Source organism: Paenibacillus sp. Cedars, assembly GCF_003184205.1.
GTDB lineage: Bacteria > Bacillota > Bacilli > Paenibacillales > Paenibacillaceae > Paenibacillus_AQ > Paenibacillus_AQ glucanolyticus.
Genome location: NZ_CP020866.1, coordinates 779,630 through 802,638, shown reverse-complemented (window position 1 = coordinate 802,638; position 23,009 = coordinate 779,630). Strand labels below are relative to the sequence as shown.

Genomic DNA, 23,009 nt, shown 5'->3' with positions numbered 1-23,009 from the left:
CTTCCTCCTTCTTTCTTGCACCTAAATCTTACATCGCCAGCAGAAGCCGGAGCAAGAGCTGTCAGGACCATGTGCTGTTCGCCGTTAACAGCACCTGTGGAGCTCCGTTCTCGGGATGGGTGACAATGGAGGGCTCTACCCTGAATATTTGGCGAATATATTCTGCTGTCAGCACTTCCTCCGGCTTCCCGACCCCTGCGACCTTTCCCTGATCCAGAACCAGCAGCTTATCGCAAAATTGAGCCGCCAGGTTCAGATCATGCAGTACGCTGATCACCGTAATGCCGGATGAGTTCCGCCATTCTGCCACCATATCCATGAATTGAAGCTGATAGCGAATATCCAGATAGGTTGTCGGTTCATCCAGCATCAGCAAGGACGGCTCCTGGACCATCACCTTGCCAAGGGCAACTCGTTGACGCTGACCCCCGCTTAACTCGGTAAGCCGACGTTCCTCGAAACCGCCAAGATCCAGCTTCCGAATAATGGCATCAATGAGCGGGGTCGCATCTTTATCTTCTCGACCAAGCCAATTCAGAAACGGGAAGCGTCCCATTTCCAGCACTTCCCGCACGGTAAAATCCGTCGGATCGAGACCTTCCTGCTGAAGGACGGCTACGATTTGTGCCAGCGCTTTTCTGTTATAACTCGAAAGCTCCCTGCCCCGGAGCGAGACGCTCCCTGCCGTAGGACTCTCCACACCGGATAACAGCTGCATCAGGGTGGATTTGCCGCTTCCATTCGGACCGATGATTCCCCACCATTCACCTTCCGTTATGTGCAGATCTACACCTGCAAGTATCGGCACCTGGCCATATGCCTTGCCAAGACCCTGGGCTCTAATCATGCTAACCCCTCCCTACGCCGTTTTTTGTTCCGGTACAGCAGGTACGCAAAGAAAGGAGCGCCTATGAATGCAGTGACCACCCCGAGCGGTATTTCCGTTGGAGCCAGCACGGATCGTGCAGCCGTATCGCACCAGACCATAAAAATCGCACCGCCCAGAGCCGACAAAGGGACAATGATACGGTAATCGGAGCCTGTGATAAGGCGTATCATATGCGGAACCACAAGCCCCACGAAGCCAATGACGCCGGAGACCGATACGGCAGCGGCGGCAAGGAGGGTAGCTACGATCAGTACGCTTGTCTTCAGGCGATCCACATTCAATCCCATATGAGCGGCCTGCCGTTCCCCAAGCGACAAAATATTAAGCGCTCGCGACCGGCTCCATAAATACGCGAATCCCACGATAAAATACGGGAAAAGGATGGCCGTATACGACCATCCGCGCATGCTCAGGCTCCCCATCGTCCAGTACAGGATTTGGTTTACCGTATCTTTGGACATCACCGTCAGAAACGAAACCACAGCGCCCAGAAACGACTGCATGACCACCCCGGACAGGATCAGTCCGTGAATCGGCAGCTTTCCTTGATCCCTTGCCAACAGCAGCACAACCCACAATGTGCCTGCTCCGGTCAGAAATGCTACAAGCGGCAGGGTGTAACCTCCAGCAAAGGAGTATTCCATCCCGAAAAAAATCAGGGATGCTGCGCCAAGCGCAGCACCCGAGGATACACCGAGCGTGAACGGATCCGCCAGCGGATTACGCAATACGCCCTGAAAGGCAGCCCCGGCTACCGCCAGGGAAGCTCCAACAAGCATCCCCAGCAAAATCCGCGGTAACCTCACCTTCATCAGAATTTGTTCGGATGAAGCTTCCCAGCTCGGGAGGATGGAATCGCCGATCCCCGGCAGCCGGTGCAGCAGCATCGCCCCAATCTCTCTCACAGGCAGGTGAACGGATCCGATTCCGAGACTGACAACCAAGGTTAGCAGCAATAGGATAACGCCGGCCGCACCGAATCCTGCAAGTTTTTTATTCATGGATTCATCAGTTCCGGGTAAACGGCCTTCGCCACTTCAATCAGTCCTTGCGTAACGCGGGGACCCGGACGGCTCAGCAGGTTGGCATCTACGGCAATGACCTGATCGTTCTTGATGGCTTCGATCTGATCCCAGCCTCCGCGCTCTTTAATGAGTTGATCCAGTGTTTTTTTGGTCGCTTCATCAACCACATCGTCCGTGTACAGAATGACATCCGGGTTCGCAGCGATAATCTTTTCTTCGCTGATTTCGAACCAGCCTTCCGTATCGCCAGCTGCATTAACACCGCCGGCTGCAGTGATGATCTCATCCATAAATTCGCCTTTGCCTACAGTCCATCCCGGGGAGAACTCGACGTACACCTTCTTCTTGTCTTCATCCTTCACGGATTTCACAGCTTCCGTAACGGATGCCAGTTCCTGCTTCATCTGATCTACGACCGCTTTGGCATCAGCTTGACGATCGGTAATTTGTCCGATCAGCTCAATGTTCTCCATCACGGCATCGATGGTTTTCGGATCATTGACAAACAGGGTTACGCCAAGCTCACGCAGTTTCTCGGCATTCTGTGCATTCATCGAAGCGGTAAACACCACATCGGCATCAGCTGCAATAATAGCCTCTTCATTCACTTGGAATCCGCCCAATTTGGGCTTGGATTTCGCGGCTTCCGGATAATCGTCATTATCCGATACGCCTACGATTTCCTCATCCAGACCCAGAGCAAACAGCTTTTCCGTCTCGGACGGAGTCAAGGATGCAATCTTAGCCGGCGCTTTATCAAACGTCATTTCAACCCCGGTTGAATCCTTAACCGTTAATGGATACGTGGTCTTAAGCTCCTCACTGGAGTCGGCTGGCGCTTCGTTGGTCTGTCCTTGCTCCTGTGCAGCTTGCGGCGTGGTTTCTTTCGGTGCCGCTTCTTCCCCGCCACAGCCGATCAAGGCCAGAGCCATCAGTATGGCTACCAGAAATACGGACCATGTTTTGTTTATTGCTTTCATCTCTTCAAATCCCCCTAAACATAATTGAGAACCTGGCGCTGTACGTCTAAATTCCTTCAACCGATCCCCTGAGCAGGAAGAAAAACGTCAATCGTCATACTCCAAAGAAGCAAAAATCCCTGATTCCTCGTAAATAAGGACTCAGGGATTACGTTTTAACGTAAGGACACCTGGATAACCGTTCACAGATAGCGCCTTAAACTGCCGTCCGCACGGGACTGCAAAACGTAATCCTCTCCTCGAAGGACCGTCATTCATTCGCTAAGGGCAGGTCTCCTGACTTACAGGCTGTAACGACTTCCCCGCCTTCCCAAGCGCTGACGCTCAGTGGCATGTGGAGAAGTCCCTGCTTCACAGTGGCGGGACCGTGCCGGACTTGCACCGGCTTCCCTATTAACCCGGCAGAAGACATGAATAACCTCTTCTGTCCGGGACCCTCGCAAACAATATGAATTTATTTATGATAGGCCAAGCATGGTTTCTCTGCACAAGATTATAGGCGATAAACCATCGCCTTACAACTGGAAGTTTCGCTCGTTTCAAGGGTTTAACGATATTGGTTTTTCCCGTTATCGTTCATTCCTCGCCAAAATCGTACGATTTCATTTATTCGTTTACCCGTACGCCTCGCCAGCGTGCTCCGTCCCAGGCCAGCTGCAGCTGGAGCACCTCGCCCGGCGATACCGACGTAGCCCAGAATTCTGTATCCGGGAGGGTTGCCGCTGCAATCTGCCGGATGACGCCCCCGTGGGTGACTACAAGCACGTCCATATCGAGCACCCCCGGCTGAGTCTCAGTATCGTGGCCCGCTGCTTCTGACTCTGACTCTGACTCTGACTCTGACTCTGACTCTGACTCTGACTCTGACTCTGACTCCAAGAGAATAGCGGGGCCTTCCTGCATCGACAATAACCCCTTCATATCCTGATACATTTCGGCCAGAAAAACCTCAATTCGGGAACAAAAAGATGGCCAACTCTCCCCGCTCGGCGGCGTAACCGTTCCCGGGTTGTCGATCCAGCGCCGATAAGCCGCATTTTCCTTCAAATCCTCGTAGGTTTTTCCTTCCCAATCGCCAAAATCAAACTCCCGCAGCTTCCTGTCATAACAGACACCGGGAATAACGCTGCCAAGCTCGACCTCATTTGTAATGCCGGGCATATGTAAATCCGACAGGATGCAGTTCAGTGTTTGTCTACAACGAAGGAGATCACTGCAATAGACCTTGGCAAAATGCCTGGAGCGAAACTCCTCCCGCAGCGGAAGCAGCTGTTCCAGCCCTTCCATCAGAGCCCCCTGATCCTCGTGACCCAGGTAACGGCGTTCCTCATTCCACTGCGTACGGCCATGACGAACAAGATGCAGGTTCAGTCTTACAGCCATAACGCACCTCCGGCTGCTGTAATCAGCCCCAGCACCGCTGTGCCGAGTACCGTGAACAGAATGGATACGCCCAGCAGAAGCCGGGTTGTCACCCGAATATGCTCTGCATGAAGCGCACGTTCGGGATCGCCCATGTAAGCCCGGAACGAGATCACGCCTTGATAGGAATTCTCACCTCCCAGGCGAATGCCCAAGGCACCGGCAACCGCGGATTCCGGGAAGCCGCTGTTCGGGCTTGGATGCTTCCGTGCATCTCTTTTGACCATCGCAATCGCTTGCTTCCACTGCAATGAGAACATCGCAGCCACCACGGTTAACAGGCCTGCGGTCAGGCGCGCTGGTATCCAATTGGCGATATCGTCCAAACGGGCGGAAGCCCAGCCTAGGGACTCGTATTTCTCGTTTTTATAACCGACCATGGAATCGAGTGTATTCACCGCACGGTAGGCCATTGCAAGCGGCGCTCCGCCGATCAGGGCAAACAACAGCGGGGCGATCACCGCATCCACGATATTTTCCGCCACCGTCTCCACCGTTCCGCGTACAACCTCCGGCTCATCCAGATGGTCGGTGTCTCTGCCGACCACCATGCTAAGGGAGTATCTCGCTTTGGCGAGATTCCCGGAATTAAGATGGCTGTATACTTCCAGTCCGGCATCACGCAGCCCTTTTACAGCAATCGTAGTGGCTATGAGCACGATCTCCGCTCCCCAGGCAAGCCAAGGATGAATCGCCGCACACAACAGCAGCAGAAGCCAAGTCAGCACAAAGGAGCCGCCGGCCACAATCACCGGCAGCAGAATGCCCGCACGCTTCAGGCCTTGAGCCGTAGTCGCACGATGGCGTATCCATCCTTCCACCCGGCGAATGACCTTCCCCATGCCGATGACAGGATGGGGCAGCCATCTCGGATCCCCGATCAGTAAGTCCAGCAGCACGGCTGCCCAGATGACCCATATGGCTGTCATATCCGGTCCGCTCTCTCAGAGACAATACTCTCCGTAACACTGCGGTAAACGAGTTGGCCAATCATACCGCCCATATCGGTTGCAGTTCCGGCATAATGATGATTCACGCCGTAAGCGGGATTTCCGCTAACCCCCAAGACGATGGCATCGGTTGTCGTTCCGGTCGCGATGGCTCCCGTTTCATGATCCTTCACGCCCAGATCATGAAGTGCTGCGGCCTTTGCTTCCGTTGCCGTCAGGACGGCATTCACCATACAAGCAGGCGTCATCATCCCGTCGATCAACAGCATGATATTAATCGTGCCCGGCTGATAAGCGGCAAAGGTCGTACGGCTTGATCCTGCACGCGCAGCATTGCCCACACCAGCGGTGGCGCAGCATAGAATGGAGGCTTGTTCCCCACGCTCTTCCCATATGGATGCATATTTCAGTTTTACCGCTGTCATCAATCCCGCCGTAGAGCCAGCCGGATACCCGTGTTCCTCGATAAAGCTAAACATATCGTTTACGGGATCACTGCAATCGTAATGCCTGTCCACATAGCGGTTCACCAGATGATCCACACGCCCAAATCCGCCGCCATATATGGCACTGCTTAAGGAAACGGCCTGATCCGGCAGCGATATCCGAATATGCGGGTAATCCTGCTCCGCTTCCAGGAACACTGTCGTTCCCGGCCACGCTTCCGAACGGTAAAGGTGACTCTTGCTTGTTAGAAAAGGTACGGCCACGTTTCTCTCTCCCTGCTCCATGATCTTGTTAACTCCCCACCAAGTGCGCTGCCCATGTAACTGCCGTTCTGACAATCCCTAAGGCACGTCATCCAGAAGATTTCAAAAGAACCTCCGCCGCCATGGCAAGCATCCTGTCGTTGGACTGGGCATCTTTAACGGCTAGCCGGATATGGCGCTCACCCAGACCCGGGTACATGGCGCAGCTGCGGACAAGCACGCCGCGTCTGCCCATTTCCCGTTGAAAACTTTCTGCGTCCATATGCTGCGGAAGCTCCATCAGCAGAAAATTGGCTTCCCCTGGCGTAACATCGAGCCCCAGCGCTTGCAGTCCCTGCATCAGCTTGACACGCTCTTCGTGAATCAGCTGCAGCGTATTCTGTTCATAATCCCTTCCGCTCCCTAAACACACTTCTCCTGCAAGCAATGCCAGCCCATTGACACTCCATGTGACCTGCTTGCCAGCCATCGCCTGTATGACATCGGGATGCGCAATAGTATACCCGAGCCGCAGACCCGGAATCGCATAGAACTTGGTCATCGATCTTACGATTACCGTCCGAGGATATTGATGGAGCTCTGGCATCAAGGTCTGCCTGTCTTCCAGCGGAATGAAATCAATAAAGGCCTCATCCAGCACCAGCCAACTCCCTTCTTGCTCTGCAGCAGACGCCATATCGCGGATATCCTCGAGGCTGTATTGAACCCCGTTCGGATTGTTGGGCTGCCCCAAGAATACTAAATCCGTGCGGGCAAGCAGCGCCACAATATCCGCCTTGTCCGCACGCCAGTCCCGTTCCGGGCGACCGCAAACGGATCGGATATCCGATCCGAACTTGACAGACAGCTCCCGATATTCGGAAAAACAGGGATCGACCACTCCAACCGTTCGCGGCTGAAGGCCCATCAGCAGCAATGCCATGCATTCTGCCGCCCCATTGCCGACAAGAATTCGCTGGGCATCGGTGCGCAATTCCTCAGCGAGCATTCCCTTGAAGCTGCGATGCCCGGGATCCGGGTAACGAATAACTGCGCCCAGTCCTTCTTGCAATGCTGTTATGACCCCTTGAGGCGGTCCAAGCGGGTTAATGTTGGCGCTGTAATCCAGAAAAGCGGAAATCGGCTGTCCAAACGTCGAAGCAGCTGTCTCCACATCCCCGCCATGTCCGTATACCTCGATCAAGGGTTGTCTTTTATCACTCATACGGGCTCCTCCAGTTCCATTCCACAGCGCTTGCAAGCCCTGCCGTTATGTAATGCCACCATTATGTCGCTACATTCCTTGACTCGTCAACATGGAATGCTTTGTCTCTGCCTTAAAATTGGTTTACAATAGTCTTTGTGGCACCACATTTTGAATTGTGACGACGGAGGATACTATGCTATTTATCGATAATCAGGGGATCCATGATCCATCCATTAACCTAGCGATTGAAGAATATGTCTTGAAGCACTTGTCGATGGACGAGAGCTACCTTCTCTTTTATATTAATAAGCCTTCCATCATCATCGGAAAGCATCAGAATACGATTGAAGAGATCAACCAGGAATACGTTCGTGACAACAACATTCAGATTGTACGCCGGCTGTCCGGCGGCGGCGCAGTATACCATGATCTCGGAAACCTGAATTTCAGCTTTATTACAAAGGATGACGGGCAGTCCTTCCACAACTTCCTGAAGTTCACCCAGCCGGTCATCGACTTCCTGCAAAAGATGGGCGTGCCCGCTGAGCTCAGCGGCCGAAATGACCTCCAGGTCGGCGAGAAGAAAATTTCAGGGAACGCTCAGTTCTCGACGCGGGGACGCATGTTCAGCCACGGCACACTCATGTTTGATCTGAACCTGGATGACGTACAGGCATCGCTGAATGCCAATCCGGAAAAATTCAAATCCAAGAGCACCAAGTCCGTCCGCAGCCGCGTTGCAAACATCAAGGAGCTGCTCGGCACCGACATGACCATTGAACAGTTCCGCGCTGAACTGCTCCGCTCGATTTTTGGCATGGAGCCTGACCAAGTGCCGCAGTATGTGCTTCAGGAGAAGGACTGGGAAATCATCAACCAAATCTCGAAGGAGCGTTATCGGAACTGGGATTGGAACTACGGACTGTCCCCTGAGAGCAACGTGAAGCATGCCAAGAAATTCCCGGTGGGCATTATCGATATCCGCATGGATATCCGTGAAGGACATATTGGAGAGATTAAAATTTACGGCGACTTCTTCGGTGTAGGCGATGTCGCTGACATCGAAAACCTGCTCCGCGGCAAACGTTACGAAGAGCATGCCGTTCGCACCGCACTCTCAGACATCAACGTCAAACACTATTTTGGCAACCTGGAGTTTGATGATCTGATCAGCCTCATCTTTCTTGAGGAATAGAAGGTCTGAGGCATCCTGTTACTGGATTCCGGCCCAAATTTAAATAAGCCTCCCACCCCATGTGGTAAAAAACACAGAAGGGTGCGAGGCTTTTTTCGTCGATAACAGCTATTCATCACGAGGCCATAAACACATACCACACCAGGATAAGCGTCAACAGTATGCATACATTCTCTACTGTACGCCCCCACTTGCTTCCCGTGCTCATAATTTTAAATTTAATTCTCCATTTGAACGGCGGCAGCGGCCGGATGCCGCGGTTGGTCAAGGCATCTGCAAGCAAATGAATGGAATAGGACAGACCTCCGGCAAACCATAGACTTTCCCCGCCGATCTTGCCCTGCGATGCAAAATAGAGCAGACCTGTCCATCCAACGGCAGCATAGACGGTATGGGTTAACCCGCGATGGGTCACCAATGAACCTGCAATCAGCACGCTGCCTGCAATCGTGTTCCATGGGCTGAAGCTTTGCCCGAAGGATATCAGTCCAAGACCGATCAGAAACATCACGATATGACGCAGCGTCCGGCTTGGCAGGTATGACACGACCCCGATCAGTCCGGCCAGGGCGATGTTCCATGGCGCATACTCCTTGCCATAGAATGCAACGAATATAGCGGCGCCAATCATGGCGAGCTGAAGTATCCTCAGCATGCCTGAAGGAATGGCTTTGCGGACCAGCAGGGAGTTGGGTTCGTCAATGTCGGGAAGCAGAGCGCTAACCAGGGCCACAGCCGCAGCAGGCAATGTGACAGGCACCCCGCTCATGCCCATTACGGATAAAGTAACCCCTGTGCTAATAATCAAATGAGCTCTCCCCATCATGATGACAATCTTCCTTTCTAAAGCTCTGTGTTGACTATGGGATAGATGCCGGTCTTTCGTCCGATAAGCCCAGGGTCATGAGAATATACGTTCGGTTCATAAGTATAGCAAAATCATCCTCTTTTTGTCTAGCCCTTCCACTTTTGCTAGGGTTAAAAATGGTTGTCCTATCCTCTGATATGGGATACAATTTGATCACTTGCCCCGGATTTCTGCCGGGGACAACTGTACGGACTCTCATCAGGAGTTGGAGTTTCTCATTTTCGGAAAGGATGACTACATAAGTGAAACGCGCACGAATCGCCGATCTCAGCCTGCTCGTGGTGGCTATGATGTGGGGATCTACCTTTCTCATCGTCCAGCATGCGGTACGCGTGCTCCCGCCGATGGCTTTTAATTCTGTCCGTTTTCTGGGAGCGGCCTTGCTTCTGGCATTCATCATTACGGTGTTTTATCGGAGCCAGTGGAAGCAAATTTCCGGAAAAATGCTTGTTCATGCTTGTCTGCTGGGTCTTTTTTTATTTATAGGCTATGCGTTTCAAACCGCCGGCCTGCTGTACACGACCACATCCAATACAGGATTTATCACAGGTTTGTCCGTTGTGCTGGTACCCTTCATATCCTACGCCTTATTAAAGCATGCCATCTCCAAATTCACTTGGATCAGCGCCTTGCTTGCGGCAGCAGGCCTGTATCTGCTGACCTTCACCGGATCGGGAATACGTCTGAATCAAGGGGACTTGCTGGTGCTGGTATGTGCCATTGGTTTTGCGCTTCATATCGGCTACACGGGCATTTATGCCGGGCGTTATCCTTCTTTGCTCCTGGCTGCGCTTCAGATGGCTGTTGTCGGAATATGCAGCTTGATCGCTTCCGTGGTGACTGAACATGTCGGGAATACGTCCGACCTCGTGGAGAAGTTGACCCAGCCGAACGTCCTGTGGGCACTGGCTGTATCCATCGGACCCACCAGCGCCTTCGCCTTCTGGATTCAAACCGTCTGTCAAAAATACACGACGCCTTCCCGTGTAGCCATCATCTACGCAACAGAGCCCGTATTCGCTGCGCTAACCGGAATCCTGTTTGCCGGGGAGCGGCTTACACTCATCGGAGGCATCGGTTGTTTATGTATTTTGGCAGGAATGATGATTGCGGAATTGAAGTCTGCGCCACAGAAGGTACAATAGAGATAAGACAGAGATAGATTCAAAGGAGAGATAACCATGACAACTTACAAATTGATGGCCATCGACATTGACGATACCCTGATCAATGACGATAAGGAAGTAACCCCCGGTGTCCAGCAGGCGCTTGAGCAAGCGGTCGCCCACGGTGTCGTTGTGACACTGGCTACCGGACGTGCCTATGCGTCAGCCCAGGCCATTGCCCGTCAGACCGGACTCAACGTTCCCATTATCACCTACCAAGGTGCCTTGATTAAAAATCTGCTCGATGAGAAGGTTCTCTACGAACGCTTCGTTCCCATTGATGCTGCCGTGAAGCTGTTTGAATACTGTGTGGAACACAATCTTCATCTGCAAACCTACATTGATGACAAGCTCTATGCCCGTGAAGAGAATCAGAAGCTTATCGATTACTGTGCCCTGAATCGTACGCCATATTATATTGAGCCTGATTTTATGACCATGGTTCAGAAGCCAACTCCAAAAATGCTCATCATCGACGATCCTGACTATCTGGATGAGCTGATTCCTGTGTTCCGCGAGCTGCTTGGCGATGAAATGCATATTACCAAATCCAAGCCGCACTTTCTGGAGTTCATGCATAAGGAAGGAACCAAAGGACACGCCCTCACCTTCCTTGCCGATCATTTTGGCTGTGATCTGAAGGAAACCATCGCTGTCGGCGATTCCTGGAATGATCACGAAATGCTGGAAGCAGCCGGACTTGGCGTCGCGATGGGCAATGCCATCGAGCCGCTTAAGGCGATTGCGGATTACGTTACGCTTGGCAACAACGAGGACGGCGTGAAACATGTCATTGATAAATTCGTGCTGAATAACGGTTAACATACGAAAAAAATAAACAAACGGTAACAAGCCTCCATGGTGATCCATGGGGGCTTGTACTTGTTCATATTTAGTCCTTTGTACGCGGTCAATTACATTCGCTTGGAGCATAGCAAGCTTGCAGACGTTCCGCTGTATCATTTTCGGTCCGTATCAAATGTAAGAATCGGCTTCAGGAGTGATGCTTCGTTGTATTTCAGCAGCCCCACCTCGATACACAGCTCCATCAACTTATGAATTCCGTTGAATTGCTGGCGATTCCGCTGATGAATGATGGACAGCGCTTCACGCACCAATTTCCTGGCCTGATCGATACTCTGATGTTCTACGGCTTGGATAATTTCTTTAATTCGCTCCAGATAGTACACGGTTCTCCGAAGCGAACGAATCAGCAAAATCTGCCGGACATGCGATGGAGTATAGAGCCGGTAGCCATTCTCGGGATTTCGATCCGGGGTTAACAGCCCTTCTCTCTCCCAATGCCGTATGGCAGACGATTCCACATTGGTCAGTTCGGCAACTTCGCCGATCGTCATGTGGGCTTTGAGCTTTTTCTCCTGGATGAGATTAAGGTCGGGATTCTCAAGCAGAGCAAGCGTTTCATCGGTAATATTCTTCTCCTGCTGCAGCCTGACCTGCTCCCCGTTTGCAAGCCAGAAGGCTTCATCCATCTCTTGTTTCTGGATGTGGCGAAGCACCTCATAAGTCACCGCAAAACCGAAACCGGGGAACATGGCACGCAGACACCGAAAGTAGGCCAGATGAGTCTGCGTATATAAACGATATCCGTTCTCGCTACGTTCAGGAGAGGGCACCACTCCCCAAGATTCATAATGCCGTAAAGCACTGGTACTGATTTGCAGCTCCTTCGCAATATCTTTTGGCTTGAGGTAATGCATGGCGTTCCCTCCTCGATTGGGATTGAGAACCTACTTTACCAGAATCGCAAGCCATTGGCAAACCTTTAATTAAAAGGTTGAAGTACTTCGGAAAGGTTATGAATTGAACTCCTCGGGATCGCTTGGGTTTGGTGTGCTTAACATCTTCTCACTTGCATCAATGTTGTATATTGGTGGGTACAGAGATGAATTGACTCTATTCGAACACAACGGGAGGATGATCATGATGAACGTACACATAACTCAAGAGTCTCCAAAGAGCAAAGAATATATTTTACTCCATCCCGGAGTCATCACCAGCATTTTTTCATTTACTCAAGTCTACAGTCATCCCCGTCATCGCCACGCTTACCCCTTCAGGCAGAGGCAGCTCTTTCCGGACATCCACATCATGCGACATATGCGTATATATCGTTTGGCGCGGGTTCACCTCGGACAGCAGCTGTGCCGCTTCCTTCATATCATAAACGGAGCGCGACTCGAATATCGCGGTTTCATGAACAAAACTTGTCCCGAGGACAAGCAGGTCAAGGCCTTTTAAAGGCTCCTTTTCCGCCGGGCTCAGATTAATCGAATCCGAATTGTACACCCATGTATACTCGCCTTTCTGGAGCCGGTAAGCGTAGGAGTATCCATTCTTGCCATGATTCACCTTCCAGCAGGAAATCTCCCAACCGCCCAATGTGATGCCGTCATCCACAGCCGTCATCTCCATCTGTCGCGGAAGCCATGGATACTGCCGAACAATCTGTTCAAGTACCTCTGCAGGAGCATATAACCGACCTTTCTCCCCCAGCCATCTGCAGGCATCGCTCCATTCCGGCAGACCGCCGATGTGATCAAAGTGAGCGTGGGTAATCAGCATATCCCTCATCTTCCGCTTGCCGAGCCCTTCCATCATAAAGCGCCAGTCCGGACCGCAATCAATCATAAAAGACGCTTCGCCACACTCCACCATCACCGAGGAGCGAAGACGCCGATTCACACCCGTATTCCGTGCTTCCGTGCATACCTCGCAGTCGCAATATACCCGTGGAACGCCCATTGCATCCCCGGTTCCCAAAAAAGTTAACGTATCCCCGCTCACACGCATTCCCCACTTTCTTTTATTGAAATCCCATATCGGTATCAAACCTGGTCATTCTTCAGTATGACTGGCTGGCACTCGTTCATCACGATAAGCAGCATATTAGATTAACTACGCATGCTGAAGCAGCAGGACGAACCAGTTCGATTGAAATCAGCATGATTGAAAAAGCGCTAGGGGACCAGTCCGATTCTAGCAGTAGGAACCCGCATTAGGATTCTCCTCGACCTGCATTTTACAGCCTGATTCCTCGTTAGATTCCTTAAACAAGCTAGAGGCATCTTGTTAAGAAACCCGGTCCCCTTATTGTATAAGTGCAAGGAGAAAAAACAAAGACCGCCCGGATCATATCCGAGCGGTCACTTGTCATTCCCAATCCTATAATGTCGCTAAGAATAGCAATTCATTAAGCAAATGAGGGCTTATTATCGTCAACAGCTCCGCTGATGACCTTGACGTATTTCTTATCTACACCTTCCACAGAAGGACCCACATATACACTGTTCTTGCTCTGGCGCCTTACCGAGCGCTTCCTTGATTTCAGCGTACTCATCATCGGTACCGGTCCCCGAACCACCCAGCTGCCATTGGTGGACCCCTGCGGATGACCTGACGTTCTCTTCTTCTCATTCCTGCTCACGACGAATCCCCTCCAACTAAATGCCTGATGGTACGAAGCAGCTCACGATTCTGTTCGACAACCTCCGCGAGATCTTCATCCGAAAGAATCTCATGTCCCGTGAAATGAACGGACAATACATGATTTACTCCTAAAGGATAGCAGAACACATACACCTGCGCAACTTCCTCTTCGTGATAAAATGCCCATTTTCCACTATTATAGACATCAATCACGTAAATAGACTGGTTACTTGGCGAGCGTTCCTCTTTCCCGTCGAACGGGAAATACCTTCCTCTACCTACATTACCCCCAATTTGGGCAATGCCTTCATCTCTGCGTCCCCAAAAAGCGGCACCGGTCACCCTAAAGTCCCCTGCAGCCGGCGGGAGTAAGGAGTTTCGGACGGCTTCACTCAGTGCATGATATTTTTCAGCTTCATCGATCACATGCACATTTCGATTATATTCCCAGAAAAAATGCAGCACGCTTTGCTTGCGCCGAAGCTCTGCATCCTTCTGCTCAATCACGGTGCTCGGGTTGTTGTAGAATCCTTCGGTTTCTATGGCATTTAGAATATGTCCGCATGCAACGTCAACGGCTGATTTGTAATCGTCATCGCTTCGCAATTCATACTCAAGCAGCGTAATACCCTGGAGGTCGGAAAGAAGATGATAATCCTTAACAATAACATCCTGAACAGACATGCTGTCTGGCTCCACCTGATCCGGAATGATGCAGTACACCCTTCGTCGCCCGAGCCTTCCCCAGTACAGTCCCATCTCGAACAACGTGTTGTCACGGGTCACAAATACATGTTTGCCTCGAATGAGTGCCACATCATCCGGAGAAAAGACGAACACACCAAAATCACTGGACGCAAGCTGCTTCTCCAAAGCTTCCATCGTATACATATTCGCCCCGAACGTACCGCCGTACCAAGGTGTCACTTGCGCGGATCGCTTGATCTGTTCGTGGATCGCCCTTGCATACTTGATGGCCTCTCTGGAAGAACCTATGAATAAATTCGGCTTCGGTATGGTCATAGGCACATCCTATTCTCCCTTTGTTATACATTTTAGTCTTATTCGACCATTATAACAAAGTTGCCTATATTTGGGTGAAAATAATGGCAGGCGCATGTTGGTACATTATATGCTAAGGTCGCAAAACAGACCCCATAAATAACCATGTGCCTGTGTCCCGATCTTCAATGGCAAAGAAAAAAGGGCGGTTGATCTTCATCACGACCGGCTGGGCAGGCGGCTCGGCACTTTCCGTTATTCCCACCGCCGTAACCGCTGCGGCCTTTGTCCCTTTTTCACTTACATCCACAATGATTTTGTGCTGGACATGATCGATCCAAAATCCATCACCTTCTTCAGCCATATTGCTAAAATCAGCTTCGCCTGCATCAAATGCCTTGACCATTCCCAGTCCTCTTAGTGCATCCGGAAGTTCGAAGCTCTGTTCCAGCTTGAATTTGGGCAGGTCAAGTCGAACGGTCTCAAACGAGTAATCGTCCTTCCAGACGGACGTATCCTTCCACAGCAGCTGATGCAGCTCATCCATGGAGGAGGACACCTTCGGAAGGATGACCAGCATATGCATACGGCCGTCTCCGTAAGGAATGCGAACAGCCTGCCAAGACTCTCCTTCTTTGTAACTATACTGTCCTTCCCGCTTCATCATCGGAACTTTTCGAGTGCTGCCGTCAGCAAGCGTGAATGCTTCATCCACCGTATGCGCAGGGTCAAATTCATCCATCCATCCACCGTTAAAATAAATGGCATTGATCAGGACCGCAACACCGCCTGGTGGATCCTCATAGATGGCAGGAATCATACCGCCGGTTTTATCATATACCCACTTGTTTATCGCCTTCAGCGCATCACCGCTTTTCAGATCCGTCTCCACAACCTCCGCACCATAACCGTCCTTTACGGCTTTCAAATAGGCATCCTTCAACTTGAGGCCTGGCCGGTGCCAGACGGAGTTGGCCACGTTCAGCTCGACGCCGCCCCCGTTCTCCAGCAATGACCGCAGCTGGCGGTTCCCTTCGTTGATATCAGCCGTCTTCATGCCCTTCCAGCCAAGCATGTCAGACATCTCGGCTGCTGTATCACCGGCTGTGCCATTATAGGCAAGTGCCAAGGCTTGCGTAATGCTGTATGGAGAGATAATTAGATTATCACTCGTATACTCAGGATTATCCGATAACGCCTGGTGCAATCGTAAACCAAAAGCATTTTGCGCGTTCACCATGCCGGTATCTACCCTGCCTAATACCTCTTTGCGTTCATTGACCGACAATTCCTTCGCTTTGGGCTGCTGTGGCGCGCTCCCTTGGGGTTCCCCTTGCTGTAACCCACCATCCTGAGCGCAAGCCGTAAGTCCGAGAAGCAAGCATAGACCTATTAATACCTGCCTTTTTCGCATATCCTTGTCCCCCTTCAATATTATATTCTTTATCTATCTGCTATTGACGGGACCCATACACCTAATGTTTCATATAAAGGTTCATTTATCCAAATTTAGTTGCAATCCACTTCATCACCGATACAATAAAGAGATGGGATCCTCCATCATTAACCAAGACAGCCAGAACGAAAGGAGCTTCTACATATGCAAAAAATTCGTCTTGAAGGCAATAAAGTTACGCTCCGATCCAGAAAGCCCGATGATACACCGGTTCTATATAATCTGATCTATGGCACGGAAAATCCGGAATGGAAAAAATTCGACGCTCCCTACTTTCCATTAAAGAAGATTTCCTACGAGATTTTTGAAACCCAATGGAACGCGGATTTCGAGACAGATCAATTCCCGGGTGATCTGCTCATTGAAGCTAATGGACAAACGATTGGCATTGTCACCTTCTATTGGGAGCATGAAGCCTCGCGCTGGCTGGAAGCAGGCATCCTGATCTACGATCCGAGCCATTGGAGTGGTGGATATGGTACGGAGGCACTGTCGCTGTGGATTGAATGTTTATTCCAGCATCTCAACATTGCCCGGGTCGGTATTACGACGTGGTCCGGCAATCCGAGAATGATGCGCTGCGCAGAGAAGGTTGGCATGCAGCTTGAAGGCCGCATGCGGAAGTGCCGATATTACGCAGGCGTCTACTACGATTCCATTCGTATGGGCATTCTGCGAGAGGAATGGGAAGCACAAAAGGCAGCTTGTGTAACCGCATCGAATGACCCATCTACAAAAACTTCGGGAGTACATGCTGAATAGGGACACAGCCAGACGATTATCCGCACCTTGGATCAGCATACAAATGAAACGAGCTGTCCCAGGGTCTCCCGGGACAGCTCGTTTTTTTATAAAGGTATGTTCATAGGCGCTGCAAACTCAAACATGATCATGGCGGATCTGTTTATTCAACGTATCCCATGAATTCCATGTCAACTGGCATTACAATCCCGCCAGCACCTGATACCAGACGCCCCGCCTCGAATAAAGCGTCTCTCGTACCTGATCCCATCCACCCAGGTACTCAATGTCGAATAACCCCGGCGGGTTAGCAAACTGATGCTTGGTCTGTGCAAGCACCGACTCCTCAACCGGGCGGAAGCCATATTTGACGAATATGTTCTGGGCCTCCGGAGTACGCAGGTAATCCACGAAGGCAGCCGCCACATCCTGGTTGCCGTGCTTATCAGCGAATCGCTCCACAACTGCAGCGGGATTCTCAATCAGCATCGTATGCTCCGGCACAACGATATCGTACTGGACGCCTTGGGCGATTCGGGCAAGCAGCTCGTTCTCATACGTAACGATAACATCCCCAACCCCATATTCAAACGCCGCCATGGACGCGCGCCCGCTTTTATCCAGCGATTCCACATTGCGGTGCACCGCTTCAAGAAAAGCCTTCGCTTGAGCAGGATCGCGCTTCCCCTTCTCTTCCGATTGCTTCAAGCCTGCGCCATAGATTGCGTTAATGTCCCACTGTGCGCCACCGGAGGTTTTCGGATTCGGATACAGCACCTTCACGTCTGATCTCGTCAGGTCGTCAAAATCCTGTATCCCTTTTGGATTCCCCTCACGGGTGCCCAGAACAACAATGGAGCGTGTCACCATTCCGCTGTAAGGCTGAGACTTCCATTCCGGGTCCACAAGCCCTGACCTGACCAGCTTGTCTACATCCCCTTCCATGGCGAGCAGCGTAACGTCTGCTTCAAATCCGCCTGTGATGGCACGAGCCTGCGTCCCGGAGGCTTCGTAAGATTCCTGAAAGTTAATGATTTCGCCCGTCTGTTCCTTCCATTCCGCCTGAAAAGCGGGAATGATCTCGGACATGGCATCTCTAACGACGCTGTAAGCACCAAGCACCAGCGTTCTCTCACCTGACGGTGATGTCACTTCTTCACCAGCCGGATCGTCACTGGCGCATCCTGCTACGAGAAGACTGAAGAGAAGCGCCATGCCAGCCAGCAGGAATGAGGTGCGTTTTATATTCAAGATCCGCATGAATCCACTTCCCTTCGGAGTATTGAACAATCAGATCATAATCGGCATCGGATCAACCTTCAGACGGTTCTCCTCAATCCAGCTGTGGTCGTCATTGAAAAGATAAGCTCGGTGAACGAGGACACGAACCTCCTGGCCCGGCTGCAGCGTCTCCTTCTCCAGGGAACGGTAGGTGATCAGCTTATGTCCTTTAACCTCCACCTCCACCAGCCATTCACTGCCGCGAAAATGCAGATGACGGACAACGCCCGTCTCGGTTGCCGACAGCACGCTGAAGTCATGCTCGCTCCCAATCTCGATATATTCCGGACGAATAAGTGCGCGCGTTGCATTCTTATTAGCTGCTGCCTCAAATCCCTTCAGCTCGGCAGCACTCGATATGACCGTAGATTCGCCAATGAATGAAGCGACAAACGGAGTTTTCGGTTCCTTATAAATATCCCAGGGCGTACCCTTCTGCTCAACTCTCCCCTGATTAATAATCATAATCTCATCCGCTACTTCAATCGCCTCATCCTGGTCATGGGTCACAAAAATCGACGTAATGCCGACCCGCTCGATCAGCTCGCGAAGCCAGGAACGCAGCTCTTGACGGATTTTTGCATCAATCGCGGCAAACGGTTCATCCAATAATAGCAGCTGCGGCTCCGGTGCAAGCGCTCTGGCAAAGGCCACACGCTGGCGCTGACCGCCTGATAACTGGTGCGGATAGCGGCTCTCGAAACCTTTTAGCCCGGTCAGCTCCACCAATTCCGTTACCCTGTCTTTAATTTGGGCCTTGGATGCCTTCTTCACCTTCAAGCCAAACGCGATGTTGTCAAATACGGTCATATGCTTAAACAAGGCATAGTTCTGAAATACAAAGCCTATTCCACGCTCTTGGGGCGGCAGATCATTGACCACCTGACCATGAAAGGAAATTTGCCCGGAGTCGGGATTCTCAAGCCCGGCCAGCATGCGCAGAATGGACGTTTTACCACCGCCGCTGGGTCCCAGCAGTCCAATCAGATGTCCCTTCTCAATCTCAAAGCTGACATTCTTTACGGCATGAAACGTACCGAAGTGCTTGTTCAGATCGCGAACTTCCACATGCATATCAATGCACATCCTTTCTTTTTTTGGCCCATTCCATCAGCAGTAGGAGACCAACGGAGAAGGCAGCCAGCACCAATGCGACACCATTGGCAGCAGCCACATTAAAATTCTCTACATCCTGATACACAAGCGTCGTTGCTGTCTGCGTCTTGTTCATGATGTTACCGGACACCACCAGTACGGCGCCGAATTCCCCCAGCGAGCGGGCGACAGTTAGCACCAGACCGTACACCACAGCCCACCGAATGGAGGGCCATGTTACTTTTCGGAACGTTGTCCAGCCATAAGCTCCCAGCGTTGCTGCCGCTTGCTCCTGATCATTCCCGATCTCCTGCAGGACGGGCATGACCTCACGGACCATCAGCGGAAACGTGACGAAGAGCGTAGCAATCACCATGCCTGGAAACGCATATACGACCTTAAACCCGATCCCTTCAAAAAAACCGCCAATGATGCTGTCCGGTCCAAGCAGCAGTACAATCATCAGGCCGCCAATGACCGGCGAAACCGCGTACGGCAAATCGACAATGCTGTTCAGAATGCCTTTGATCTTCCGGCTAAGCCAATTCGCCCGAACCAGATACAACGCCATCATGATGCCAAACAGCGCATTTAACACCGTAACGAATACAACGATAAGACCCGTCATCATAAGAGCATGCAGGGCTTCAGGTCTGAGCAGGCCCTCCGCAAACCCATCCAGCCCTTTATCAAACGCTCCGATTGCAATCCGGGATAAGGGGATGATTAGCAGAATGATAAATACGGCATACGTTAACCCGATCCACAATCGTCTCAAGCTCGTCTCCCCCTCTGCTGTACGGCATTAATCACCCAGAGGATGAGGAAGGAGAGGGTAAGGAGCAGAACGGATACCGCCGCTGCACCAGCCGGGTTGTCGCTCTCAACCTCGCCAAAAATAAAGACCGAAGCAATCAGCGTCCTTCCGGGAATATTGCCCGCAACCAGCACAACGGCACCAAATTCAGCCAGCGCTCTTGAGAAAGCGAGCATTCCCCCGCTGATGATACCCGGCAGCATCGAGGGAAGAATGACCTTGAAGAAAGCTCTCGTCCTCGAAGCGCCCATCGTATAAGCCGCCTCTTCCTCCAGCGGATCCAGCTCTTCCAGCAGCGGCTGCACCGCCCGGATCACGAACGGAAACGTGACAAACAGCATGGCTATAACGATAGCAGGCTGGTGAAACACGATTTCGAAACCAAGCTTCTCCGCCAGGCCGCCAAGTAAACTCCCCGGTCCCAGCAGCAGCAATATCATCAGTCCCCCTACCGCCGTCGGCAGCGCAAAGGGCAGATCCACCAAACTGTTCAGCAGCGTCCTTCCCGGAAAACGATACCTGACGAGCACCCAAGCAATCATCGTTCCGACAAGCACGTTGATGAACGTAGAGATTATGCCCAGTTTGATTGTAAGCAGCACGGCCTTCCAGGCAATCGGATCCAATATGCTCTCTGTAAAATGGCTCCATCCTGCAGAGAATGACTGCACGTACACCCCAAAGATCGGCAGCACGATCAAGGCAAGAAAATAAAGCAGCACGGTACTTCGAAATCCCCAAGTCCAACCTTTATGACGAATCCATGTGGTCATATCGTATCCCTCCTGCCTCCGGATGGTATTCCGGTCAACTTCTCCACCAACCATCTTTATATTTCCTATTTGTATACTTGGTTTTACTTTACACATACTTTACCAAATGCTGAATCCGATCGTCAATCCATCTTTTGCACTTTATCGGGTAAAATAATAGAAATGAAAAAATAGAGGAGGGTATTTGCATGCTGTATACCGGTGAACTAAACACGCAAGGGCGTGACGAGATGAGGGATATCACGAGGGAGATCGCTGCTCACGTGAAGCAAAGCGGGGTTCAGCAAGGCACCGTGCTGATCTATTGTCCGCATACCACCGCCGGAATTGCCATTAATGAGAACGCGGACCCCGATGTGAAACGGGACGTCCTGATGTCTTTGGATGAAGTATTTCCATGGAATCATCCCAAATATCGTCATGCGGAGGGAAATACCGCTTCCCACCTTAAATCGATCACCTGCGGTCCTTCGCAGACCGTCATTATACAGAACGGTCATCTGCTCCTTGGAAGGTGGCAGGGCATTTATTTTTGCGAATTCGATGGACCGAGGCAGCGTCAGTATCACGTGAAAATCATGGAGGGCTGATGCCAAAAAGGGATACAGGCACGGGAAAGACAGTTAAAAAGCACAAAAAGCAGACAGGCACATGCTAGGGGGCGTGGACCTGTCTGTTTTATTTCATTAGATGATTGACGTTTCAACGCTAGGTCGTTGTAATGGGTTGAAGTATCAAGTCACACGTCGTGGCAATAATCAGAAGTTAGACCCTGCTGTACAAACTCCGGCATAACACTTTGACATGGGTAAGAGCGGCTGGTTTGATCTCATCAAAGCCAATTCGGTCCTGAATATAATAGGATATAAATCCATGCAGCGACAAAAACAAGGTCAGCGGAACGGTTCGCCGCTCTTCCTCACTGTAATTCTCATCAAGCAAATACTGACGGACAAGCATAGCAAACATTTCAAAACAGCGTCCCTGCTCAGAGCGACAGTAGGACAGCAGTTCTTCGTCCCGAATCATGAACATGATCTCGTACTGGTAAGGATTATCCAGTCCGAAACGAACAAATTCCAGCATCAGCTGCTCCAGCTTCGATACCCCGTCACAGGGAGGCTTTCCCGATACTTCCAACAGCAAATCATTTAGATCATTAAAGTCCTTCATGACAATGGCGTAGAAAAGCTCCGCCTTTTCCTTAAAATGATAATACAAGGAGCCGTGGCTATAACCCAAATGCTGCCCGATGCTTCGCATCGAAATGGCTCGGTATCCTTTGGTTATAAACAAATGCCTCGCTGCTTCCAGTATCCGCTCTCTCGACAACTCGCGTTCTACTGCTCTTCTTGCCATATTATTTTATTCCCCTTCAATAAAATAAAGCCGCTCTCCCTCCGTGATCAAAGACTGCCCCTGTGTCAAATCTACCATCCAAGTCATAAAGCTCTCCGCATCACCATCGAGCGGCAAGCAGGTCAAGGTCACCGTGTCGGCAAAGTTGGTCTCTCCCATACGTACGCCCCGATTTCGAAGCTCGTTCTCCACCTTACCCAGCCAGGTATAATCCAGCTCCACTAAAATCTGCCGGTGAAGAACCCTTGTAATCGGTTCGCCTGATTCTATAGCAGCCACAGCTCCGTCGGTGTAAGCCCGGATCAGTCCGCCTGCGCCAAGCATGATACCGCCAAAATAACGTGTGACAACAATGGCTACATTCTTCCGCCCCTGATTTCGGATCACTTCGAGAATCGGCTTGCCGGCCGTTCCGCTCGGTTCCCCATCATCCGATTGCTTCTGAATCTCATCCCGCTCGCCAATCATATAAGCGGAACAATTGTGCGTAGCATTCCAATGCTTCTTCTTGATTTCTTCAATAAAAGCGACGGCTTCCTCTTCGGATTCGACCGGCATCACATGGCCGATGAATCGCGATTTCTTAATGACAATCTCCTTGGAGCCCGCCTGACGTACCGTTTTGTAACGATCCAGCATGAAAC

At 51.3% G+C, this 23,009-nt stretch carries 24 protein-coding genes and 1 riboswitch; of the genes, 5 read left to right on the top strand and 19 right to left on the bottom strand.

What is annotated here, in order from left to right; translation table 11 throughout:
* Positions 1-61: 61 nt before the first annotated feature.
* The 7 genes from B9D94_RS05430 to B9D94_RS05400 all read right to left on the bottom strand — a co-directional run bounded on the left by B9D94_RS05430 (position 62) and on the right by B9D94_RS05400 (position 7,180).
* Entirely contained in the window at positions 62-847 is a 786-nt protein-coding gene (locus B9D94_RS05430; protein ID WP_148246580.1) for an ABC transporter ATP-binding protein, read from the bottom strand.
* A complete protein-coding gene (locus tag B9D94_RS05425) occupies positions 844-1,890 on the bottom strand; it encodes a FecCD family ABC transporter permease (protein ID WP_148246579.1) in 1,047 nt (348 codons plus the stop codon). The genes B9D94_RS05430 and B9D94_RS05425 overlap by 4 nt, the downstream gene beginning before the upstream one ends.
* On the bottom strand, positions 1,887-2,894 hold the full coding sequence (locus B9D94_RS05420; protein ID WP_148246578.1) for an ABC transporter substrate-binding protein: 1,008 nt from the start codon (positions 2,892-2,894) through the stop codon (positions 1,887-1,889). The genes B9D94_RS05425 and B9D94_RS05420 overlap by 4 nt, the downstream gene beginning before the upstream one ends.
* A 248-nt stretch (positions 2,895-3,142) precedes the next feature.
* A riboswitch (cobalamin riboswitch) is annotated at positions 3,143-3,348 on the bottom strand.
* 152 nt (positions 3,349-3,500) lie between these two features.
* The gene (locus B9D94_RS05415; protein WP_148246577.1) at positions 3,501-4,277 is read right to left on the bottom strand and encodes a histidine phosphatase family protein; all 777 of its coding nucleotides are present in this window, start codon (positions 4,275-4,277) and stop codon (positions 3,501-3,503) included.
* Complete coding sequence (cbiB, locus tag B9D94_RS05410) at positions 4,268-5,245, bottom strand: adenosylcobinamide-phosphate synthase CbiB (protein WP_148246576.1); 978 nt, start codon at positions 5,243-5,245, stop codon at positions 4,268-4,270. Before cbiB ends, B9D94_RS05415 begins: the two co-directional genes overlap by 10 nt.
* On the bottom strand, positions 5,242-5,997 hold the full coding sequence (locus B9D94_RS05405; RefSeq protein WP_148246575.1) for an adenosylcobinamide amidohydrolase: 756 nt from the start codon (positions 5,995-5,997) through the stop codon (positions 5,242-5,244). The genes cbiB and B9D94_RS05405 overlap by 4 nt, the downstream gene beginning before the upstream one ends.
* Before the next feature lie 67 nt (positions 5,998-6,064).
* The gene (locus tag B9D94_RS05400) at positions 6,065-7,180 is read right to left on the bottom strand and encodes a pyridoxal phosphate-dependent aminotransferase (protein ID WP_148246574.1); all 1,116 of its coding nucleotides are present in this window, start codon (positions 7,178-7,180) and stop codon (positions 6,065-6,067) included.
* Positions 7,181-7,355: 175 nt separating this feature from the next.
* Between B9D94_RS05400 and B9D94_RS05395 the strand changes: the two genes are divergently transcribed.
* On the top strand, positions 7,356-8,357 hold the full coding sequence (locus tag B9D94_RS05395; protein WP_036639785.1) for a lipoate--protein ligase: 1,002 nt from the start codon (positions 7,356-7,358) through the stop codon (positions 8,355-8,357).
* Positions 8,358-8,472: 115 nt separating this feature from the next.
* On the opposite strand, the gene B9D94_RS05390 is transcribed toward B9D94_RS05395, so the two are convergent.
* On the bottom strand, positions 8,473-9,183 hold the full coding sequence (locus tag B9D94_RS05390; RefSeq protein WP_006212311.1) for a metal-dependent hydrolase: 711 nt from the start codon (positions 9,181-9,183) through the stop codon (positions 8,473-8,475).
* Between the two features lie 284 nt (positions 9,184-9,467).
* On the opposite strand from B9D94_RS05390, the gene B9D94_RS05385 reads away from it, so the two are divergent.
* On the top strand, positions 9,468-10,370 hold the full coding sequence (locus tag B9D94_RS05385; protein WP_076151571.1) for a DMT family transporter: 903 nt from the start codon (positions 9,468-9,470) through the stop codon (positions 10,368-10,370).
* Positions 10,371-10,406: 36 nt separating this feature from the next.
* Positions 10,407-11,213 carry a Cof-type HAD-IIB family hydrolase gene (locus B9D94_RS05380; RefSeq protein ID WP_006212313.1) on the top strand — a complete coding sequence of 269 codons (807 nt, stop codon included), beginning with the start codon at positions 10,407-10,409 and terminating at the stop codon, positions 11,211-11,213.
* 137 nt (positions 11,214-11,350) lie between these two features.
* Here B9D94_RS05380 and B9D94_RS05375 read toward each other — a convergent pair whose 3' ends face one another.
* From B9D94_RS05375 to B9D94_RS05355, 5 genes are all read right to left on the bottom strand, one after another.
* A complete protein-coding gene (locus B9D94_RS05375) occupies positions 11,351-12,112 on the bottom strand; it encodes a TioE family transcriptional regulator (protein WP_148246573.1) in 762 nt (253 codons plus the stop codon).
* A gap of 307 nt (positions 12,113-12,419) precedes the next feature.
* Positions 12,420-13,205 (bottom strand): MBL fold metallo-hydrolase, encoded by a 786-nt coding sequence (locus B9D94_RS05370; RefSeq protein WP_172964032.1) that lies wholly within the window; start codon positions 13,203-13,205, stop codon positions 12,420-12,422.
* A gap of 400 nt (positions 13,206-13,605) precedes the next feature.
* Entirely contained in the window at positions 13,606-13,839 is a 234-nt protein-coding gene (locus tag B9D94_RS05365; protein WP_006212316.1) for a hypothetical protein, read from the bottom strand.
* The gene (locus tag B9D94_RS05360) at positions 13,836-14,864 is read right to left on the bottom strand and encodes a TIR domain-containing protein (RefSeq protein ID WP_006212317.1); all 1,029 of its coding nucleotides are present in this window, start codon (positions 14,862-14,864) and stop codon (positions 13,836-13,838) included. The genes B9D94_RS05365 and B9D94_RS05360 overlap by 4 nt, the downstream gene beginning before the upstream one ends.
* A 112-nt stretch (positions 14,865-14,976) precedes the next feature.
* On the bottom strand, positions 14,977-16,257 hold the full coding sequence (locus tag B9D94_RS05355; RefSeq protein ID WP_148246572.1) for a serpin family protein: 1,281 nt from the start codon (positions 16,255-16,257) through the stop codon (positions 14,977-14,979).
* A gap of 186 nt (positions 16,258-16,443) precedes the next feature.
* On the opposite strand from B9D94_RS05355, the gene B9D94_RS05350 reads away from it, so the two are divergent.
* Positions 16,444-17,061: a GNAT family N-acetyltransferase gene (locus tag B9D94_RS05350; protein WP_148246571.1), complete on the top strand. Its 618-nt coding sequence runs from the start codon at positions 16,444-16,446 to the stop codon at positions 17,059-17,061.
* Positions 17,062-17,241: 180 nt separating this feature from the next.
* Here the strand turns inward: B9D94_RS05350 and B9D94_RS05345 are convergent, their stop codons facing one another.
* From B9D94_RS05345 to cysT, 4 genes are read right to left on the bottom strand one after another with little or no spacing between them, the layout of a single operon-like run.
* Positions 17,242-18,300, bottom strand: coding sequence for a sulfate ABC transporter substrate-binding protein (locus tag B9D94_RS05345; RefSeq protein WP_148246570.1), 1,059 nt, complete (start codon positions 18,298-18,300; stop codon positions 17,242-17,244).
* A 30-nt stretch (positions 18,301-18,330) separates the two neighbouring features.
* Positions 18,331-19,395 carry a sulfate/molybdate ABC transporter ATP-binding protein gene (locus tag B9D94_RS05340; RefSeq protein WP_036639794.1) on the bottom strand — a complete coding sequence of 355 codons (1,065 nt, stop codon included), beginning with the start codon at positions 19,393-19,395 and terminating at the stop codon, positions 18,331-18,333.
* A 1-nt stretch (position 19,396) separates the two neighbouring features.
* Positions 19,397-20,194: a sulfate ABC transporter permease subunit gene (locus B9D94_RS05335; protein ID WP_006212321.1), complete on the bottom strand. Its 798-nt coding sequence runs from the start codon at positions 20,192-20,194 to the stop codon at positions 19,397-19,399.
* Positions 20,191-21,006: a sulfate ABC transporter permease subunit CysT gene (cysT, locus tag B9D94_RS05330; RefSeq protein ID WP_036639796.1), complete on the bottom strand. Its 816-nt coding sequence runs from the start codon at positions 21,004-21,006 to the stop codon at positions 20,191-20,193. The genes B9D94_RS05335 and cysT overlap by 4 nt, the downstream gene beginning before the upstream one ends.
* A 188-nt stretch (positions 21,007-21,194) precedes the next feature.
* Between cysT and B9D94_RS05325 the strand changes: the two genes are divergently transcribed.
* Entirely contained in the window at positions 21,195-21,596 is a 402-nt protein-coding gene (locus tag B9D94_RS05325; RefSeq protein WP_006212323.1) for a secondary thiamine-phosphate synthase enzyme YjbQ, read from the top strand.
* Between the two features lie 175 nt (positions 21,597-21,771).
* On the opposite strand, the gene B9D94_RS05320 is transcribed toward B9D94_RS05325, so the two are convergent.
* Together B9D94_RS05320 and B9D94_RS05315 are read right to left on the bottom strand one after the other, a co-directional pair.
* Entirely contained in the window at positions 21,772-22,365 is a 594-nt protein-coding gene (locus B9D94_RS05320) for a TetR/AcrR family transcriptional regulator (protein WP_006212324.1), read from the bottom strand.
* Positions 22,366-22,371: 6 nt separating this feature from the next.
* Entirely contained in the window at positions 22,372-23,004 is a 633-nt protein-coding gene (locus B9D94_RS05315) for a YigZ family protein (protein ID WP_063480468.1), read from the bottom strand.
* Between the last annotated feature and the right edge of the window lie 5 nt (positions 23,005-23,009).

What these genes read in the sequence shown, in the direction of transcription:
- B9D94_RS05430 (WP_148246580.1), bottom strand. Translation starts at nt 847, where the DNA reads ATGATTAGAGCCCAGGGTCTTGGCAAGGCATATGGCCAGGTGCCGATA.
- B9D94_RS05425 (WP_148246579.1), bottom strand. Translation starts at nt 1,890, where the DNA reads ATGAATAAAAAACTTGCAGGATTCGGTGCGGCCGGCGTTATCCTATTG.
- B9D94_RS05420 (WP_148246578.1), bottom strand. Translation starts at nt 2,894, where the DNA reads ATGAAAGCAATAAACAAAACATGGTCCGTATTTCTGGTAGCCATACTG.
- B9D94_RS05415 (WP_148246577.1), bottom strand. Translation starts at nt 4,277, where the DNA reads ATGGCTGTAAGACTGAACCTGCATCTTGTTCGTCATGGCCGTACGCAG.
- cbiB (WP_148246576.1), bottom strand. Translation starts at nt 5,245, where the DNA reads ATGACAGCCATATGGGTCATCTGGGCAGCCGTGCTGCTGGACTTACTG.
- B9D94_RS05405 (WP_148246575.1), bottom strand. Translation starts at nt 5,997, where the DNA reads ATGGAGCAGGGAGAGAGAAACGTGGCCGTACCTTTTCTAACAAGCAAG.
- B9D94_RS05400 (WP_148246574.1), bottom strand. Translation starts at nt 7,180, where the DNA reads ATGAGTGATAAAAGACAACCCTTGATCGAGGTATACGGACATGGCGGG.
- B9D94_RS05395 (WP_036639785.1), top strand. Translation starts at nt 7,356, where the DNA reads ATGCTATTTATCGATAATCAGGGGATCCATGATCCATCCATTAACCTA.
- B9D94_RS05390 (WP_006212311.1), bottom strand. Translation starts at nt 9,183, where the DNA reads ATGATGGGGAGAGCTCATTTGATTATTAGCACAGGGGTTACTTTATCC.
- B9D94_RS05380 (WP_006212313.1), top strand. Translation starts at nt 10,407, where the DNA reads ATGACAACTTACAAATTGATGGCCATCGACATTGACGATACCCTGATC.
- B9D94_RS05375 (WP_148246573.1), bottom strand. Translation starts at nt 12,112, where the DNA reads ATGCATTACCTCAAGCCAAAAGATATTGCGAAGGAGCTGCAAATCAGT.
- B9D94_RS05370 (WP_172964032.1), bottom strand. Translation starts at nt 13,205, where the DNA reads ATGCGTGTGAGCGGGGATACGTTAACTTTTTTGGGAACCGGGGATGCA.
- B9D94_RS05360 (WP_006212317.1), bottom strand. Translation starts at nt 14,864, where the DNA reads ATGACCATACCGAAGCCGAATTTATTCATAGGTTCTTCCAGAGAGGCC.
- B9D94_RS05355 (WP_148246572.1), bottom strand. Translation starts at nt 16,257, where the DNA reads ATGCGAAAAAGGCAGGTATTAATAGGTCTATGCTTGCTTCTCGGACTT.
- B9D94_RS05350 (WP_148246571.1), top strand. Translation starts at nt 16,444, where the DNA reads ATGCAAAAAATTCGTCTTGAAGGCAATAAAGTTACGCTCCGATCCAGA.
- B9D94_RS05345 (WP_148246570.1), bottom strand. Translation starts at nt 18,300, where the DNA reads ATGCGGATCTTGAATATAAAACGCACCTCATTCCTGCTGGCTGGCATG.
- B9D94_RS05340 (WP_036639794.1), bottom strand. Translation starts at nt 19,395, where the DNA reads ATGCATGTGGAAGTTCGCGATCTGAACAAGCACTTCGGTACGTTTCAT.
- cysT (WP_036639796.1), bottom strand. Translation starts at nt 21,006, where the DNA reads ATGACCACATGGATTCGTCATAAAGGTTGGACTTGGGGATTTCGAAGT.
- B9D94_RS05325 (WP_006212323.1), top strand. Translation starts at nt 21,195, where the DNA reads ATGCTGTATACCGGTGAACTAAACACGCAAGGGCGTGACGAGATGAGG.
- B9D94_RS05320 (WP_006212324.1), bottom strand. Translation starts at nt 22,365, where the DNA reads ATGGCAAGAAGAGCAGTAGAACGCGAGTTGTCGAGAGAGCGGATACTG.
- B9D94_RS05315 (WP_063480468.1), bottom strand. Translation starts at nt 23,004, where the DNA reads ATGCTGGATCGTTACAAAACGGTACGTCAGGCGGGCTCCAAGGAGATT.